We start from the raw sequence: 16,628 nt of genomic DNA on the forward strand, positions 1-16,628 counted from the left end.
GGAATCTTCGCCTGGGTGCAAAGGATGTAGACCAGGGTCCCTACCCCTGAACAGAAGAGGGCGATGCTTGGCTTTAAGCCGATTAAAAGCGGAACCAGGACGGTCGAGCCGAACATGGTAAAGAGGTGCTGGATTGAGAGCAGCAGCCAGGGACCAAACTTCGGCTTGTCCTGGACGTCCAAAACCGCTTCAGGGTTCCGGAATGTCTTGTTTTCTTTCAAAAGAAATCTTCCTTTCCAAATACTGGAACCCGGAACAAAATGTCCTTGTCAGCCTCACGGGACTGAATTTAAAGGTTCCTTAACAATTGACTTACTTTAGCCTACTAATAATATTATTTTTTGTCAAGGAAGGTCAAAAAAAGCCGCGGCTGACAATGCTTCAGCCGCGGACTTGAATTATATAAGGAAAAATATGGTTTATTGGAATAATTTAAGGAGATTAATGACAATTAACGGGCCGGAGTGACGAAGTATTCCGGCTTGCAGACCTTGGTCCAGTCGACGAAGATCTTCTTCATCAGGTAGCCAACCGCAAATGGTACGACTACCCAGACGATTACCAGCACCAGCACGTTGTGGAAGCCGGCATTGTAAGAAGCCAGCGGTGAAACTGCCCCGATCAGGCCGAAACCACCAGATGCCGGAGTACCTTGCAGGCCAAGGATTGGCACGGACAGGGTTGAGATAGCCGCCGTCAAAGCGATTGGCACCCCGATCACTGGGTATCTCAGGAAGTTTGGCATCATCATCTTGATAGCGCCTAAGAAGATGGCAACTTGCACACCTGGCTTGTCAACCTTCAGGGTTGCCCAGATAAGGAAGGCTGCGGTACTTGCCAGACCGAAACCAGCAGCGGCAGAACCCATGCCGGCCAGGCCGATAGCTACGGAGATCGCTACAGTTGACAGTGGGGTAACGATGATGATCGCGAAGGACATGGCGATCAGGACACACATTGGGAATGGAGCCAGCTTGGTGAAGGTGTTGATGACGTCACCGATAGCCGTGGTTACCAGGGATACGTATGGCTTGGTCAAGCTGCCCAGGAAACCAACGCCGGTCCCGGCCAGGATTGGGAAGAAGACGATCCCCAGTGAGCCGAAGCGGTTGCCGACCCACTTGATGAACAGTACGGCAACGGCTGCCGTCAGCATGGTGTTGATAACATCACCCATCCCGGCTAATTGGAAGCTGGTGGTAGTCACGCCTTTAATAGTGGTAGTTACCGCGGTTACACAGCCGGAGCCCAGGAAGGCAGCACCGCCCACACAGGCAGCTTCAGTGTAGCCCAGGTTAAACTGCTTGGCAGTTGAGAACCCACACATTACAGCGAAGAAGTATTGGAAGACGGTCACAATGTGCAAAAGATTGGCCACAATCGCGTTGCTCCCGGCAAAAGGAGTCAAGAAGGTTGACAAAATGGCACTTGGAAGAAGTGACACGATAATGGCAGTCGCTGAACCATTGAGGACTTTCATCGTAAATGATCCAACTGTTTCTTTTGTTTGAGTTGTTTCAGACATATAGTCTCCGCCTCCTAACGGTAGAAAAATATAATTACATTGACGCAGATTATGAGATATCTAATAGCGTTTAATCTCTCTCTCATAAACTGATGTCTTGAATTATAGAGAAAGATCTCAACCTTTGCAATCCTTTTCCGCAACACTTTCATAATTTTCTTATCAAAAGCAAAAAATCCGCTTTCTTTTTCAATCAACTTTACTTTCTTTAAACTTTTGTTAAAAAGTCGTCCGTTTTTGACAAAGTTAAAGGCAAAAGGCAATAAGTTCGGAAGAAAAAATAGAGAAAAATAGCAAAAAACAGAAAAAAGGCAAAAAGAAAACCCCTCACTTCCGTGAGGGGCAGGCAATGACCCGGGCGAGATTTGAACTCGCGACAACCTGGTTTAGGAAACCAGTGCTCTATCCAACTGAGCTACCGGGCCATGCAACACATTTAATTCTACAAAAAATGTGTTGAAAAAGCTAGTGCTTTAGCTTAAGTCATTAGTATTGGGGCATGAAAAAGCGCCGTGGTTCATCATTGCTGCCAATCCGGTCAGCCGCCTTGACAAAAGGCAGCCAGATCAAGACAGCAATGACCAGGTTGACTAAAGAAAGAACCAAGGCCCGCCAGTCATAGTTGCAGGCCAGGTAAGGGCCGACTATCGGGGGCATGATATTTGGAACAGAGGCCTGGACCCGGTTGATCCAGCCCAGCCTGGTCGCTAAATATGCAACAGAGACATTGGCAATAGGAGCCAGGGTAAAGGGCAAAAAGTAAACCGGGTTCAAAATAATCGGCAGCCCATAAAGCATGGGTTCATTGACATTGAAAACGGCCGGAGCCAGGGCCACCTTAGCCAAAGTCCGGTGGTCGCTGCGCTTGGAAGTCAGCAAAATCGCGATCACCAAAGGCAGGCAGGCCCCGCTGACCCCAAAGATCATAAAAGAAGTGTTGGTCCATAAATACGGGATCTTGTGGCCATTAGCTGCCGCCAATATATTGGCATTTTGGGCCGTGGCCCAGATTGACCCAACGACCGGAGCCAGGGCACTGGCCCCATTGATCCCGAAGAACCAGAAAAGCTGGGTTAAGGCCGTAACGGCAATCACCATGATGAAGCCCTGGCCCAGTTTCAAAAGGGGCAGCTGGATGATCTCCAGAAGCCAGTCACCAAAATATTGGCCAGTAATGGTCTGGAAAAGATAGTTCAGCCCGCCCACGATAAAAAGGGCCAGCATGACTGGAATTGCCGCCTCAAAGGCCGCAATCTGGGCTGGCGGCATGGCAGTCTGGATGTGCAGGCCCAGTCTGGCCTTGACCCCCAGGATGTAAAGGGCCACGCCCAGACCGCCAAAGAGGATGGCGGTAAACATCCCTGTCGTTGACAGCTGCTTGGTGTTAAAGACCTGGTCCAGCTTGATCCGCTTACTCCCCTGCATGAGGTAGGAATAGTTGGCAATGCTCATCATAAAAGAGCACAGAGCCGTCATGGCTCCGGCCAATGGGTCCACCTCGCAGGCCTTGGCCAATTGGTAGCCCCAGCTGAGGACGAAGAAGAGGGCAAACATGGCCACGCTCCCCCGCCAGACAAAGTTGCAGATGGAGATCGCCGGCTGCATGAGCTGGTAAAAAACATGCCAGCCTAAATTTCGATTAGCAGCGACAATCAAGCTCTTGATCAAGACCGCTGCTGATCCGGTCAAACTGATCGGCAAGGTGGAGATAAAAGCATCCCTAAGGGCCACCAGCCAGCGGACTGAGGCCAGATTATTGGCCAGGGGCAGCAGGTGCCGCTCCAGCCAGTCAATCACGTTATTCACTCTGCTGCTTCCCCTTCAAGTAATGTGGATGATAACCCTTGTTCTTGTTTTTCTTCTTGGACTTCTTTTTCTTCTTGGCCGGCTGGGCAAGGACAGCGGTCTTTTTATCCTGCTTGTCTTTTGCTTCAGCCTTTTCCTTTTTGACCGGCTTTTCTTTACTTAAGTGGTAGCCAGCAAAGTAGACCCGGTCGACCGTTACTTCCCCTTCCAAAAGCTTCTTCAGCTTGCGCAGGTCGTGGTCATTGCCCAGAGACACCACCTTGCCCTCCTGCTGCATCCGGCCGGTCCGGCCAGCTCGGTGCATGTAGGTGTTGGCGTCAGTAGGGATTTCATAGTTGACCACGTAGGTCAGTTTCGGAATGTCCAACCCCCGGGCCGCCAGGTCAGTGGCTAAGAGCAGCTTGACCTTGCCCTTGGCCAAGTCCCGGATAGCCTGCTGGCGCTTGTCTTTTGAGAAATTGTTGGCTAAAACTTCAAAGCGGGTCTTGCTGTGGGCAAAAATTCTGGCAAAGCGCAGCATCCCCTCGTTTGAGTCAAAAAAGAGCAGGCCTCTAAAGCCGTCCAGCTTGCACAGGCGCTGCAGGTATTCCAGCTTGTGCTCATTGTCCACCTGCAAAAAGACATGCTCAGTCCGGCTGCCCTGGTCCGGGCGGACATCGACTAGGAAGAAGTGGCGGGCAAAAATTTCCTCCGCTTCCTGGGTGATCTGGGATTCAGTAGCCCCAAAGAGCAAAATCTGACTAGTAGAAGGCAGGTTCTGGCCCAAAGAACTCAGAAGTTCCAGCTTGGCAAATTCCAAAATGTCGTCGGCTTCATCGATGACCAGGGTCTTGATCTGAACCAGTTTGATCCGGCCAGAAGAGAAGAAGTCGAAGAAGCGGCCCGGGGTGCAGACCAGGACTTCACAGTTGTCCTTCTTCAACCGCTCGTCCTGTCTTTGCCGGTTGCCGGCCCCCACCAAGGCCAGGGTCTTGAGGCCCAGGGCCTTGGCAAAAGGCAGGATGGCATTTCTGATCTGGACGGCCAGTTCCGTCGTCGGGGCCAAAATTACCAGGGAATTTTTCTCCCCAGGAACAACCCGCTCTAAAGCCGGCAGGGCATAGGCCAGGGTCTTGCCCGTCCCCGTCTTGGCCAATGCAACCAGGCTGGCCCCGTTCTTGATGGCCTCATAAGTTTCCTTTTGAATCAGGGTTGGCTGGTCCTTATGTTCCTTCTTTAAAACTGCTTGAATCTGTTCTGTGTAAATCATTGTGCTAATTGTCCGTACTTTTCTTTATATTGCTGGCTGGTCCCGATGTAGGCATACATGACGTTCTTGTAGCCGATCCCGCTGACTCCGGCCACGTGGCCTTTTTCTGTATAGCGCCAGAAGCAGTAGTCCAGTTTGCTTGGCGCTGACGTCGACGTGGCCAGGAACTTGCATCCCGCTGGAAAAAGCTTCTTATACTTCACCGGCGCGTTGACCATGACCTCATGGCTCTTAATCAAAGAAGCGGCCAGCTGGCTCATGGCAGTCAAATTGGCTGCGCTTGGATCATCTTGTCCGCTGTCCAGCAGAATTGGCAAGGCGCCCCAGTGGCCGGCAGACAGGCGCTTGGCCCGGGCTAGCTGCTTCTTGGCGCTTTTCTCCCCTGCTACTTCAAGTACGCTGCCATAGGCTAATTTGGTCTTAGCAACTTCCTTGCGTCTAGCGGAAAAATTCTGGTCAACCGGCAGATAGACGAAAGACAAGCCGCCCTTTTGAAGGCGGCTGAGGTCAATATCCTCTTGGCTTTGGTCAACCTTAAGGCCTACAGCGCTTTGACTGGCCCCTTTTGGCAGGGTAGTCTGGCTGGCATAATTGTACAGGCCATAAGCCAAAAGGCCGATAATCGCGGCCAGCAGAATCAAAAGAGCCGGCAGAGTTGCCGGATGCTGAAAATGCTTCTTTTGCCCCATCGCCCAAAACCTCCTTCTACCATTTTAGCCGAGAAATCCGCCTAGACCAAGTAGAAAGATTTCCTGTATAATTGAATAGTTAGACTTGTATTACTGGAGGGATTTCGTGAAAAAACAGATTTCTTTTGGCCAGGCACTGGCGACCGTCATCGGCTCAGTCATCGGAGCCGGGGTCTTCTTTAAGATCGGCAGCATTTCCCAAAGCACCGGGTCAGCTTCAGCCACTATTTTGGTCTGGCTCTTAGCCGGCGTTATCTCAATCTGCTCAGGTTTGACCGTGTCGGAAATCGCGGCAGCTTTGAACGTCAACGGGGCCATTGAATACCTGGACTACAGCTATGGCAATATCTGGGGCTTTCTCTTCGGCTGGGCGGAAATGACCGTCTACTTCCCCGCTCAGATCGCGGCCCTGGCATCGATTTTCGGCCAGCAGTTTGTAGTTTTGGCGGGCCTGCCAGCCTCCAGCAGCAAGTGGATTGCCGCTGGGGTGGTCCTTTTGCTCTTTTTGATCAACATGCTGGGCACCAAGGCTTCAGCTTGGATGCAGTCGGTGATCACGGTCATCAAGCTGATCCCTCTCTTTTTGATCATCGTTTTCGCCTTAATCCGCCCGCAAGTCTCCGTCAGCCTCTGGCCAGTTACGGTGGCTAGCAGCGGCGGCTGGCTGGCCGGGATCAGCCAGGGCCTGCTCTCCGCCCTCTTCGCCTTTGAAGGCTGGATCGTGGTGACCAATCTGGCCAAGGAAATGAAGAATCCCGAAAAGGACCTGGCCCGGGCCATCATCCTCGGCCTCTCCCTGGTCACTGTCGTCTACATCCTGGTCAACTACGCCTTTATGACTGCTTTGCCTTTTGCCAAAATCATCGGCAATGACAATACCGCCTACTATGCTTCTTTGAAGCTTTTTGGCCAGGCCGGGGGCAAAATCGTCACGGTCGGCATCCTGCTGTCGGTTTACGGGGCCTGCAACGGCTTTATGCTGACAGGGATGCGGACTCCTTACATCCTGGCCCAAGCAGACCGCCTGCCCGGCTCTGAGAAGTTGGCTAAGACTTCTGCCAGAAGCGGGGTCCCGGTCTTCTCCGCCCTTTTGGTCAACGCCATCGCCTTGATCATGATCGCCCTGGGCAACTTTGAAATCTTGACCAACATGCTGGTCTTTGTCATGTGGACCTTCACCACCCTCCTGTCTGTGGCTGTTATTTTGCTGAGAAAAAGAGAGCCAGACCTGGCCCGGCCTTTCATGACGCCAGCCTACCCGGTTATCCCTTTGATTTCCATTATTGGCGGTTTGTTCATCATCGTGATGACCGTCATCAACCAGTTTGCCCTCTCCGTGATCGGCCTGGGCATCACCCTCCTGGGCCTGCCCGTCTACTACTGGAAAAAGCTCCACTAGAGCAAAAAAATGGATCATCCACATGGATGATCCATTTTCTTTTAGGAAAAATTAGTCGTGTTCGTGCTTGCTGCTGAATTCTTCGACAACTTCCGGCTTGATGACGCCGATGTAAGGCAGGTTCCGGTAAAGGCCGGCAAAGTCCATCCCATAACCGATGACGAATTCGTTGCCTACGTGAGTGCCGTAGTATTCAACATCTACTTCAGTAGTCCGGCGGGCCGTCTTGTTAAGCAAGACGCAGCACTTGACTGAGCTTGCCCCGCGGCGGAGCATTTCGTCCTTCATGAACTTCAAAGTGAGGCCAGTGTCCACGATGTCTTCAACGATCAAGACGTCACGGCCCTTCACGTCAGCTTCCAGGTCATGGGTTACCGTGATCTTGCCGCTGGATTCAGTCCCGTTGCCGTAGCTGGAAACGTCGATGAAGTCAATGTCGCAAGCCAGGTCCATTTCCCGCAGGAGGTCGGTCAAGAAGAAGATGGCACCCTTCAAGGCGCCGACAACCAGCACCCGCTTGCCAGCGTAGTCCTTGGTCAATTGCTGGCCAAGCCGCTTGGTCATTTCCGCGATGTCTTCTTCGCTGTACAACTTGTGATCAACTGCGTCATGAATACTTTTCATTAGGTTTCCTCGATTACTAATTGCTTTCAAAATGATACATTCAGATTATAACATTATTTTGACAAAAAAGAACGGCATTTGTCTAAAAACCGTTCCTTTTTAAGAATCTTATTCTTCTTTTTCGGCTTGATCGTTTGTCTTTGGCCCTTCAACGATAAACCAGCGCATGAAACCCTGCTGAATATCGTCCAAGGTAAAGCGGAAGCCTTCCAGTTCTACTGACTCTTCTTTCTTCAAATTCGGATAGCGCTCCATCATGTAACCACCGATGGTGATGATGTCGCTGTTTTGGAAGCTCTTCAGATTCTGGTGGAAGTAGCGTTCAAAGTCATACAGGGTCGTCTTGCCGGAAACATGGATATTGCCTTCAGCGTCCTTGATGATGTAGTCGTCGGAAACGTCATCAATTTCATCCTTGACTGACCCGAAGAGCTCTTCGTAAATGTCCTTGTCAGTTACGATCCCGCTGGTGCCGCCGTATTCATCAACTACCAAAACGATTGGCGTGTGCTTGCTGATCATGAGACGCAGAATGTCTTGGATCGGCATGGATTCAGGCACCGTGATGATCGTCCGGTTGACCCGGGTCACCGGCACCTTGTCGTCCACCCGGCTCTGCTGGACGATGTCGTAGGCATAAACGTAGCCGACCACGTCGTCCTTGTCATTTTCCCGCACGACCGGAAAGCGGCTGTAGCCGTCTTCCAGGTACTTGGCCAGGGCAGTCTTGATGTTTTCGCTGGCATCTAAAACCGTCAGCCGGGTCCGGTCGGTCATAATGTCTTTGGCCGTCTTGTCATTTAACTGGAAGGCTCTTTCCATATAGGTCAAGTCTTCCTTGTCCAAGGCCCCGCCATGCACCGCGTTCTTGCTCAAACGGATGATTTCCGACTGAGAATAAACCTGGTTTTCCTCATCGGCCGGGTTAAAGCCCATTATCTTCAAAATACCAGATGAGCTGGCGTTCAAGAGCCAGACGAAAGGATAAACCAAAGTATGGAAGAAGTGGAGGGGCGTTACGATCCACATCAGCATCTTGACTGGGGCGTCAATGGCGATATTTTTCGGCACGACTTCCGTCAAAACAACTTCTAGATAAGTCAGGAAAATAACCCCGATCAAAGCTCCGACTGAGTTGACCAGACTCTTGGACATGGGAGTCAGAGCCAAAAGCCTTTCAAAGATGGTGGCCAAAGTATCAGCCCCGAACCAGCCCAGGATAACCCCAACTAAGGTAGTGCCGACTTGGGTAGTTGACAGGTACTCATTCAAATTATGCGACATGTGCAGGGCCCGCTTAAGTTTCTTCACGTTTCCCTGTCCATTGGCGATCATGTCCTCCAGCTGGCTGGGCCGGACCTGCACCAGGGCAAATTCCGCCGCGACAAAGAAGGAGGCAAAAACAAAGATTACAAGTATTGCTAGTAAATTAATCCAGATTTGTGTCGTAGTCACTGTAATTCACCTAAATTACTCTAATTGAACTATTTACCTTTATTCTATCATTATTTGCAGAGTTTTTTTCACAAAGGAGTTCATTCTAGAAAAATATTAAACGGGCCGCCCGCGTGAATCCGGACGGCCCGTTTTTATCTGCTTATTCTTGTTCTTTCTTTTCTGCCGCTTTACCTTGCTTTTTCTTCTTCCGCTTCTTGTGCCAGAAGAAAATAATGATGGCCAAAACTGGCAAAAGAACAGCGATGATGATCCAGAAGAGGCGGTTGCGGCTTCTTTCCTTGGCCTTGGCTTCCGCCTTTGGATTGTATGGAATCCGGTGGCCGGTCACTAGCAGCCGGTGGGTGTTGATCATGTATGGCGTGCAAGTCATCAAGGTGCAGAGGTCCTTGCCCTTGACGATCTTGAGCTGGTCAACCTGGGTCGGCTTGATCACCTTAATCTGGTCAACCTTGTAGGCCAGGGTCTGGCCCAGGTTGTGGACGTAAAAGACATCCCCTTTTTTCATCCGGGGCAGGTCAGTAAAGAGGCGGGAGTTTGGCAAGCCACGGTGGCCGGTAAGAACCGCCCGGGTGCTCTTGCCCCCAACTGGCAAGGATGAACCTGGCAAGTGGCCAATGCCCTTTTGCAGGACTGATTCACTGGTCCCGGCATAGATCGGCAATTCTTGGTGGAGCTTAGGCAGATCGATATAGCCGATGTTTTCCTCTAATTCCAGCATCTTGGCATAAGCTGCCACGCCTGCTTGTTTCTCCTTCTTACTGAAAGGATCACTGAAGCTGGCCTGCTGGCCTGGTGACAAGAGCGAGGCGTTATAGGCCCGGGCCAGGCGGAGGCGCTTTTTTACTTCAGCTTCTGACAATTTGCCGGCCGCCTTTTGGAAAGACTGGACCTTCTGGTGAGACAGCCAAAAGTTGTAGACCTGAGTCGACAAAGGATAAGCCAAAAGACCCAAGCCGACCAGTAAAAGCAAAATAAAGGGCCAGATTGGCCCCTTTTTCTTATTTTGCTGCTTTTGTTTATTTGCCTGCTTTTTTGCTTCTTTTTTCATTTCCGTAAATCCTATTGGTCATTTTTCCGCCGGCTCTTCACAGCTAAGAAGAGGCCAAAGACGAGGAGGACCAGGCCGGCAAAGACGGCCAGCCAGCTGACGATTTCCCCGGTCTGCGGCAGGAAGCCCTTCTTCTTTTGGCTAGGAACGTTAGGCTTTTGCGGCTGAGTCGGTACCTTTGGCTTGCTTGAGCTTGAGCTGGAACTTGAACTAGAGCTCGAGCTAGAGCTGGAACTCTTTGGCACGGTCGGCTTCTGCGGCTGAGTCGGCACGGTCGGCTGGTAGTTCTTTACAGTCACGTAGGCCGTTTCCCCGGCTTTGACGGTAAAGTGCTGCGGGCTGGTATTCTTCACGTATCCAGACAGGGTCGCCTGTTCAACGAAGTAGTAGTTGCCGGCTGGCAGGCCGGTCACCTTGATCAGCCCATTTTTGTCAGTCAAAAGGAGGCGGGAATCCCGGTCGTCTGTTGACAATTTGCCCAAAGCATCAACTCGCAAGGGAAGATTATTGCCTTCTTGATAAAGGTAGAAACTAACTCCGGCCAGGGCCTTGCCTTTGGCTGAAGCGCTGGCATAGCCCAGCTTAGTCAGCTGGACCTGGCCAGTGATGGCTTCAGTCTTTAAGTAGACCGTTAGCTGGTTACTGCCGTTTCTAGGTAAAGTCAAAAGAAGCGGCTGGACCGTCACCCCTGGCTTGGTCAATTCTCTGATGTAGTAGCGGCCGGGATCCAGGGAGAGCTTTAATTGGCTCTGGCCGGCAGCCATTTTTTCCTGGAAAACGGCCTGGCTGGACTGGTCCAGTTCTTCGCTGGTCTGCTTGTTTAAGTCCGCCAGCTTAGCCTGGTCATTAACCTTCCAGCCTTTAAAGACGAAACTTGTCGCTTGGTTTGGACTAGGGTTGACCAAGGTCAGGTCTTGGCTGGCGGCCTGAGCCCGGCCAGCCGTAAAAAGCAGACTGAGCAAGGCCAAAAGCCAGGCAAAAGCCAAGTGGCCGCGCCGTAAATGAGTCGCCATAAGTTGTTCTCCCTTCTCACCCTTCTTATACTCTACACTCTGCACTGTTTTTCTTCCACAATGCAGCCATTTATTATTTTTAAAGACTAACCTTTCTAAAGCAGGCAAGCTCAGGGCCAGCTCCCCTGCTTTAGAAAAGCGGAAAGCCAATTGAATTTCCAATTGACTTTCCCGCTTCAAAAAGTAACAAATTGTGATCAACAAATCAACTAAGTTTAGTCAATTAGGCTTGACGACGCTTCTTGATTTCGTAGAAGGCGAAGCCTACAGCTGCCAAACCAGTCAGAGCGAAGATCAGGGCACCGATGCCACCAGTCATTGGCAGGTTTGGAGTCTTGTTGTTCAGGATTTCTACAGGATCAGCTGCTACAGCATCAACTGCAGTTGGATTCTTGTAGTAGGAAGTTGCGTTGACAGTCACAGTAGTAGTGGCATTGTCTGGCAGGTTGTAGCCTTCTGGGGCTTGAACTTCCTTAAGAACGTACTTAGTAGAAGAATCATCGTTGTTCTTGCCAGTTGAGCCGTACTTCAGGCCCTTGATTTCGAAAGTGCCGTCCTTCTTTGAAACAAGCTTAACTTGGTTGCCAACTGCTTGGTCCTTGAAGCCAGTTGAGCCGTTGGCATCGATCATGGCTTGAGTCCACTTAACTGGAGTAGTGCCGTCTGCTTCGTACAGTTCGAATACTGCGCCTTCCAGAACGTTCTTGTTAACGGCGTCCTTCTTAACGAAGCGGATACCACCGGTGTGAACTTCTGGAGTGTCAGATTCTGGCTTGCCAGAAACGCTGCCGCCGTTGTGGTAGTTCAAGACAACCTTGTTGTCGATGGTCTTGCCCATTACGGCCTTTTCGTTGATAGTAGTTGCAAATTCAACTTCGATGAATGGGTTTTCGTCAGTGTTCTTGGCAATGTCCTTGATTTCTTCAGCACTTGGAGTTTGGCCTGCTGCTTGGTAAGCTTCGTAGGCCTTCTTCTTACCTGCTTCAGTCAAGGTAACCTTGAAGACATTGCTGTCAGCAGTTGGTTCAGTTACCGTGTAATCTTCGCCGGCTTTCAAAGTCTTAGTGCCGACAGTAACTACTGGAGTGAAGGACTTGTCGTAAGTCAGAGCTGAATCCAAAGTATCGATGAATTCGTAAGTTTGGTAAGTGTCGATATCGGCAGGAATAGTACCCTTCAAGTACCACTTAACCTGGTCGCCGACCTTGGCTGAGTCGTCGTTGTTGCCCAGATCGCTGACGTCCTTGCCCGGAGTTGGGGTAGTAACCTTGTTCTTCGGGTAAACGTTCATGGTCTTAGCGTAACCCTTGCCGGAAATGTATGATGGAACTTCCAGCAGGAATGGTGCAGTTTCAAAGGCTGAGTCAGTCTTGGTTACTTCGACAAAGTAATACTTGCCGTAATCAGCTTCTGGAATAACCTTAGTTGCCAAACCAGAAGCGTCAGTAGTCATCTCGCCGTTAGTTGAGTAAGCTGCTTCCAGTTCCTTAACTGACTTCTTGGCCAAGTCTGCCAGCTTGTCGCTGTCATTGACCTTGAAGTATTTAAACTTGACATTAGCCATTGGCTCCAGGTTGTCACTGTCGCTAAGGCCCAGCAAGTTCTTCAAATCGCTGGTTGACTTGGTGTCAAAGTCAGCGTTTTGCTTGGTCTTGCCTGACAAGTCACTGGTGGTCTTGTACTTGTGGATGGCCACAGTTACTTCGTTAGGCTTAGTAGTCGTATAGTTGTCTTCAGCGGCGCTTACCAGGCCAGCGCTAGACAGGATAGGTGCGGCTGCCAAAGTAAAGGCAGCCAGCAAAGTTGCTAATTTTCCTCTTTTCATGGTCTTTTCTCCGTCTCTTTTAATTCACACTAATTATCAGCAATCTCCGTTTTTTCCCTAAAGTCCTGTCACCTCCTAAAAGTGGCTTAGTGCTTGGTCTAGCGCGGGCGTGTGATGGAAAATACCCGCCAATGGCATCTCGTTTTCGTGAACAAGTTGGATCAGCAATTCTGCTTACCTGCGATTGCAGGCCGAAAGCCACCAGCTAGATCTTTCGCTAATTGTTCTTTTGTTATTTCTTCATTTCCTTGAATCTATCATAATTATATCATCGGGTTATAAAAAGTTCAATATAAGATCATTAGTTTTTCTATACTTCTTTACTAATAGGGCAAAAAAGCGCTGCGCCCTAGAGGCACAACGCTTTCAGTCCAATTTGTATATTACCGTTTTACAATATCGTGATTTCTTAAGCCCAAAACAGCTAGCAAGAGCATGATCAAACCTAACAAGATAAAGATCAAAGCACCTGGTCCACCGGTTTGCGGCAGAATTGGCTGCTTTTGGTTGTATACCGTGACAGCCGCTTGACTGGTCTGGTAGCTGGCCTTTACCGCGTGAGGCGTAGAATCCAGCTGGTAGCCGTCTAACGCCTTCGTTTCAACCGCATAGTAGGTCTGGCCGCTCTTAAGGCCGGTAAAGAGCAATTGACCGTTGTCATCACTCTTTAAGACATAGTCCTGGCCGGAAGAGTAGTTAGAATCACTTGGCGCGACAACCTTGCCGTCTGCCAGACGGAGGAACTTGCCTGCCTTGGCGTTAGCTTCACTGTCCGCCAGCTTAAATTCAACGCCCGACAGAGTCTTGCCGGAAGCAGCGTCCTTCTTGATGATCGCCGCTGACGCGTCCTCAAGTACCACCCCAACTCTGGCTGGTTCAACTGGAAGCAGGTTGTTGGTCGTGACCGCAAAACTGTTCCAGGCTGCCCGACTGCTTTCATCCGTATTTGGATTAAGCAAGGTCTGCAGCTGACTTGCTGTTAAGTCAGTCCGCTTTGGCGCCTGCATGGTGAACTCGATGGTTGTGGTTTGGCCTGCCTTGATCGTTTGCCCATTCTTCAAGCTGATCGTAAAGGACCGGATCTTGGACCAGTCAGTCACTTGATCTTGCGTCAGCCAAGTTGGGCTTTCAGCCCCGGATGGGTCCTGCAGCTTTTGGGCGCCAGATGGCCAGTTAGCTACTGAGTTGTTCAAAAGCGCCCGGCTTGGCTTACTGGAAGTTGAGTACTTGATCTCCAGGTTGGAGTTGCTCAAGGTAATTGGGCCGGCCAATACCGGAGTAAATTGGCTGCCCCGGTCAACATTGTCAGTAATGCCTAAGTCGCCAACAGTTGGCAAAACGTCCAGCAAGGTCAATTTGGTGATGGCCTGGCCGTCAGTATTGCTGAACTTGAGCCGGTAGGAAATCTGCCCGCCCAAGCTGGCATGAGCCATGCTAGAGTAGTCACTGTCCAGGTCACCCTTGACTTCTTTTTCTGTCTTCAACTCATCATAGTTTGACAGGCTGTAGGATTGCTGGCTAGCAACAGCCACCTTCAAGTTTCCGTCGCCAAAGAGATCGGCGACTTCTCTGTAGGCTTCGCCGTCTTTGACCTTGTCAGATTCCTTGTCCGTGATCAGGGAGTAACCCGTTGGAGCCAGCAGCTTCTGGCTATAGGAAGCACCGTAAGCCTTCAAGGTTACTGGTCCACTGACATCTCCAACATTGACGTTGAATTCACCACGGATGTGGTAACCCGGCTGCAGGCCCCCTTGTCCTTCACCCATAACAAACTTAACGTATTGCTGGCCAGTATCAACGCTGTCCGCATTTTTCAAGGTCTGCTTGTAATTGAAAGCGCCAGACCAGTTGCCGGCTGAACCCCCTCTCTCTAAGAGCGTCTCTTGGCCGGTACTGTCATTGACAAGATACATCTTGACATCGGTATTGGCGTTGTCAACCGTCACCCCTTTTGGCAAAAGAACTGACAAAACCGTTGGTGACTTCGTAGCGATCGGGGAGTTGGTCACATTGTAGAAGTCAGCAATAACCCGGTTGGAGGAGTTCTTCTGAATAACGGTTTCTCCGTCTTTAGCATGTTGAGCAAAGGAAACGTCAGTCCGACCGATCGGCGTACTGCTTGGCTTTTCAATGACTTGAACTGACCGTGGACCAATCGGGCTGAATTCGCCGCTGCTGGTCTTCTGGTTAGTCGTTGACTCGTGGACATACTTGGTCCCGTCTTTGGTTACGATGTAGGCTTGGGTAGTTATCGTAGCCTTGCCAACATAGCCTTCCTCAACGCCGCCACGCATGTAGACCGCCCCAGACGTTTTGGTATTGATCAGCTGGCTGGTATCTTCGTACTGAATGCTGAAATCTGCGCTAACCAGGCGTTCATTGTCTTTAACGCCAAAGTCTGACAGTGGAATCTGGCCGTTTTTAGTCACATACTTGGTGATCGTTCTAAGAGCCCCAGTTTCCATATTTCTGACATACAAAGTTGCCAGAGTCCCCGGAGCCGTCCCGCTTGGGTAGCTGGTTGAACCTTCAGAAACATAAAGTTGCAGCCATGGGGTAGCGAATTCCAAGGTCTTGATGATAATGTGGGAATCAATATCGTAGTGAACTACCGACTTTTGCAAGCCTGTGTTAAGCAGACCATTGATAATTGAACCGTTGAAAGTGCCAGAACTGATATTGCTTCCGACCAAACTGCCTCTGCTGTTGTATTGTTTCGTTGTTGCAAGCCCTTCAGTCCCAGTAAAGTACTGGCTGGCAAAAAGCAGGCTGGCCGTGTCATAAACAGTCGTTAGGGCATTAAGGCCCATATTGCCTTCACCATCGCTTGGCCCGTAGAAGTTCGGGTAAAGAACATCACCGTTAGAATTTACATTCCCGTTGATGACTTGGCCGATTTGACCAGTTGCGCTGCTTTGAACCGAAATCGTATTATTCTGCAGATTTTTCGCTGTCAGTGTTGCCGTATTAGTAATTACTTCATTGGCAGTCCATCTGGAAAAAATACTATTGCCAGGCTTGGTGTAAACAATAAAGGACCCTGACACCAGTGGCTGGCCGCTGGCTAGGCTGGCTGCCTGTTCCTCAATAGATGGCGTTGGTATTTCCCAGGTAATAGTTTTTCCGTTAGTGCCAACATATGTCACATTGCCATTCGGATCCGTAATGCCGGCATAAACGCCATCCTGCATCAAATAGCTGATTTGCAGTTTTTGAGTCGGGTCTAAGAAGTTGAGACCAGTCTTATTCGGAATCGAGTAGCTGATCCGCCAAGCCAGAGTGTCCCCTCTGCCAGGAGCAGTGTTCAATGAGCCATTCTTTGCACCCAAAAAAGTCGTGCTGATTGAGGCACTGGTAGTTGCGGCAACCTGGGTGTAGGCACTGGCTTTTGTTTCATAGCCAGTGTTGTCCTTGAAGCTGCCGGCAAGTTCTAATGAAGTAGCATGATTGATGTAGCCGTTGTCAGTGTTGACAGCCAGTTTGAAGCTGTAGGACTGACCTGCCTTAAGGTCGGACTTTTGGAAAGTATAGATGACCTTGCCGTCAGAAACAGTCGGCTTAACGCCAGCAACTTCTGGCAGGACATCAGTTTTCAGCTTCAAGTGACCATTGGCATTGCCCGTCAAATTAAAGGTCAGCGTGGCCGGCCAGCGGTCAGCCTCATCATAGCGTGAGCCAGAAACCTTGAAGTTGATCGTAAACAAAGCCGTATCGCCTGACCAAACCATGTACCCGTTGTTATCAGACGAAATTGCCAAGTCAGCGTTAGCCTTGCTTGTTACCGTCGTGCTGGCCAGCAGATTGCTGGTAAACAGACGGGCGTTGATAGCGCTGAAGTCAGACTTCGCCTGGCTCAGGTTGGTAGTCAGCTGATTAGTTGAAGCAGTGACTGTTTTTTCAGAATTAATTGAACTAGTTGCAGATTTTTCTGAACTGGATGTACTAGTTGCTGTCTTTGCTGAAGAAACTGAGCTGCTAGAAGTACTTGCAGA

Annotated in this window: 12 protein-coding genes and 1 tRNA gene; 1 reads left to right on the top strand and 12 read right to left on the bottom strand. The window is 50.3% G+C overall.

From position 1 onward, the window contains the following. The 6 genes from ACI32D_RS06270 to ACI32D_RS06295 form a co-directional block, all read right to left on the bottom strand. Positions 1-221, bottom strand: a 221-nt coding sequence (locus tag ACI32D_RS06270; RefSeq protein ID WP_439775746.1) for a solute carrier family 23 protein, incomplete at its 3' end; no start/stop codon positions are given. 230 nt (positions 222-451) lie between these two features. After that, positions 452-1,525: a PTS sugar transporter subunit IIC gene (locus ACI32D_RS06275; RefSeq protein WP_439775747.1), complete on the bottom strand. Its 1,074-nt coding sequence runs from the start codon at positions 1,523-1,525 to the stop codon at positions 452-454. A 350-nt stretch (positions 1,526-1,875) separates the two neighbouring features. After that, positions 1,876-1,950, bottom strand: a tRNA-Arg gene (locus tag ACI32D_RS06280). A 61-nt stretch (positions 1,951-2,011) separates the two neighbouring features. After that, positions 2,012-3,331, bottom strand: coding sequence for a PTS sugar transporter subunit IIC (locus ACI32D_RS06285; protein WP_439775748.1), 1,320 nt, complete (start codon positions 3,329-3,331; stop codon positions 2,012-2,014). Next, a complete protein-coding gene (locus tag ACI32D_RS06290; RefSeq protein ID WP_439775749.1) occupies positions 3,324-4,580 on the bottom strand; it encodes a DEAD/DEAH box helicase in 1,257 nt (418 codons plus the stop codon). The genes ACI32D_RS06285 and ACI32D_RS06290 overlap by 8 nt, the downstream gene beginning before the upstream one ends. Beyond that, a complete protein-coding gene (locus ACI32D_RS06295) occupies positions 4,577-5,269 on the bottom strand; it encodes a 1,4-beta-N-acetylmuramidase (RefSeq protein WP_439775750.1) in 693 nt (230 codons plus the stop codon). Before ACI32D_RS06295 ends, ACI32D_RS06290 begins: the two co-directional genes overlap by 4 nt. A gap of 106 nt (positions 5,270-5,375) precedes the next feature. Between ACI32D_RS06295 and ACI32D_RS06300 the strand changes: the two genes are divergently transcribed. Then, the gene (locus ACI32D_RS06300) at positions 5,376-6,668 is read left to right on the top strand and encodes an APC family permease (protein ID WP_439775751.1); all 1,293 of its coding nucleotides are present in this window, start codon (positions 5,376-5,378) and stop codon (positions 6,666-6,668) included. Between the two features lie 51 nt (positions 6,669-6,719). On the opposite strand, the gene hpt is transcribed toward ACI32D_RS06300, so the two are convergent. From hpt to ACI32D_RS06330, 6 genes are all read right to left on the bottom strand, one after another. Further along, the gene (gene hpt, locus ACI32D_RS06305) at positions 6,720-7,292 is read right to left on the bottom strand and encodes a hypoxanthine phosphoribosyltransferase (RefSeq protein WP_439775752.1); all 573 of its coding nucleotides are present in this window, start codon (positions 7,290-7,292) and stop codon (positions 6,720-6,722) included. 108 nt (positions 7,293-7,400) lie between these two features. Continuing rightward, entirely contained in the window at positions 7,401-8,747 is a 1,347-nt protein-coding gene (locus tag ACI32D_RS06310) for a hemolysin family protein (protein ID WP_439775753.1), read from the bottom strand. A gap of 142 nt (positions 8,748-8,889) precedes the next feature. After that, positions 8,890-9,798: a class C sortase gene (locus ACI32D_RS06315; protein WP_439775754.1), complete on the bottom strand. Its 909-nt coding sequence runs from the start codon at positions 9,796-9,798 to the stop codon at positions 8,890-8,892. 11 nt (positions 9,799-9,809) lie between these two features. Then, positions 9,810-10,811, bottom strand: a complete 1,002-nt coding sequence (locus tag ACI32D_RS06320; protein ID WP_439775755.1) for an MSCRAMM family protein — start codon at positions 10,809-10,811, stop codon at positions 9,810-9,812. A 223-nt stretch (positions 10,812-11,034) separates the two neighbouring features. Further along, on the bottom strand, positions 11,035-12,636 hold the full coding sequence (locus ACI32D_RS06325) for a SpaH/EbpB family LPXTG-anchored major pilin (protein WP_439775756.1): 1,602 nt from the start codon (positions 12,634-12,636) through the stop codon (positions 11,035-11,037). A gap of 383 nt (positions 12,637-13,019) precedes the next feature. Then, on the bottom strand, positions 13,020-16,628 hold a 3,609-nt coding region (locus ACI32D_RS06330), incomplete at its 5' end, for a prealbumin-like fold domain-containing protein (protein WP_439775757.1).

This window comes from Lactobacillus sp. (assembly GCF_051873315.1).
Taxonomy (GTDB): Bacteria; Bacillota; Bacilli; order Lactobacillales; family Lactobacillaceae; genus Lactobacillus.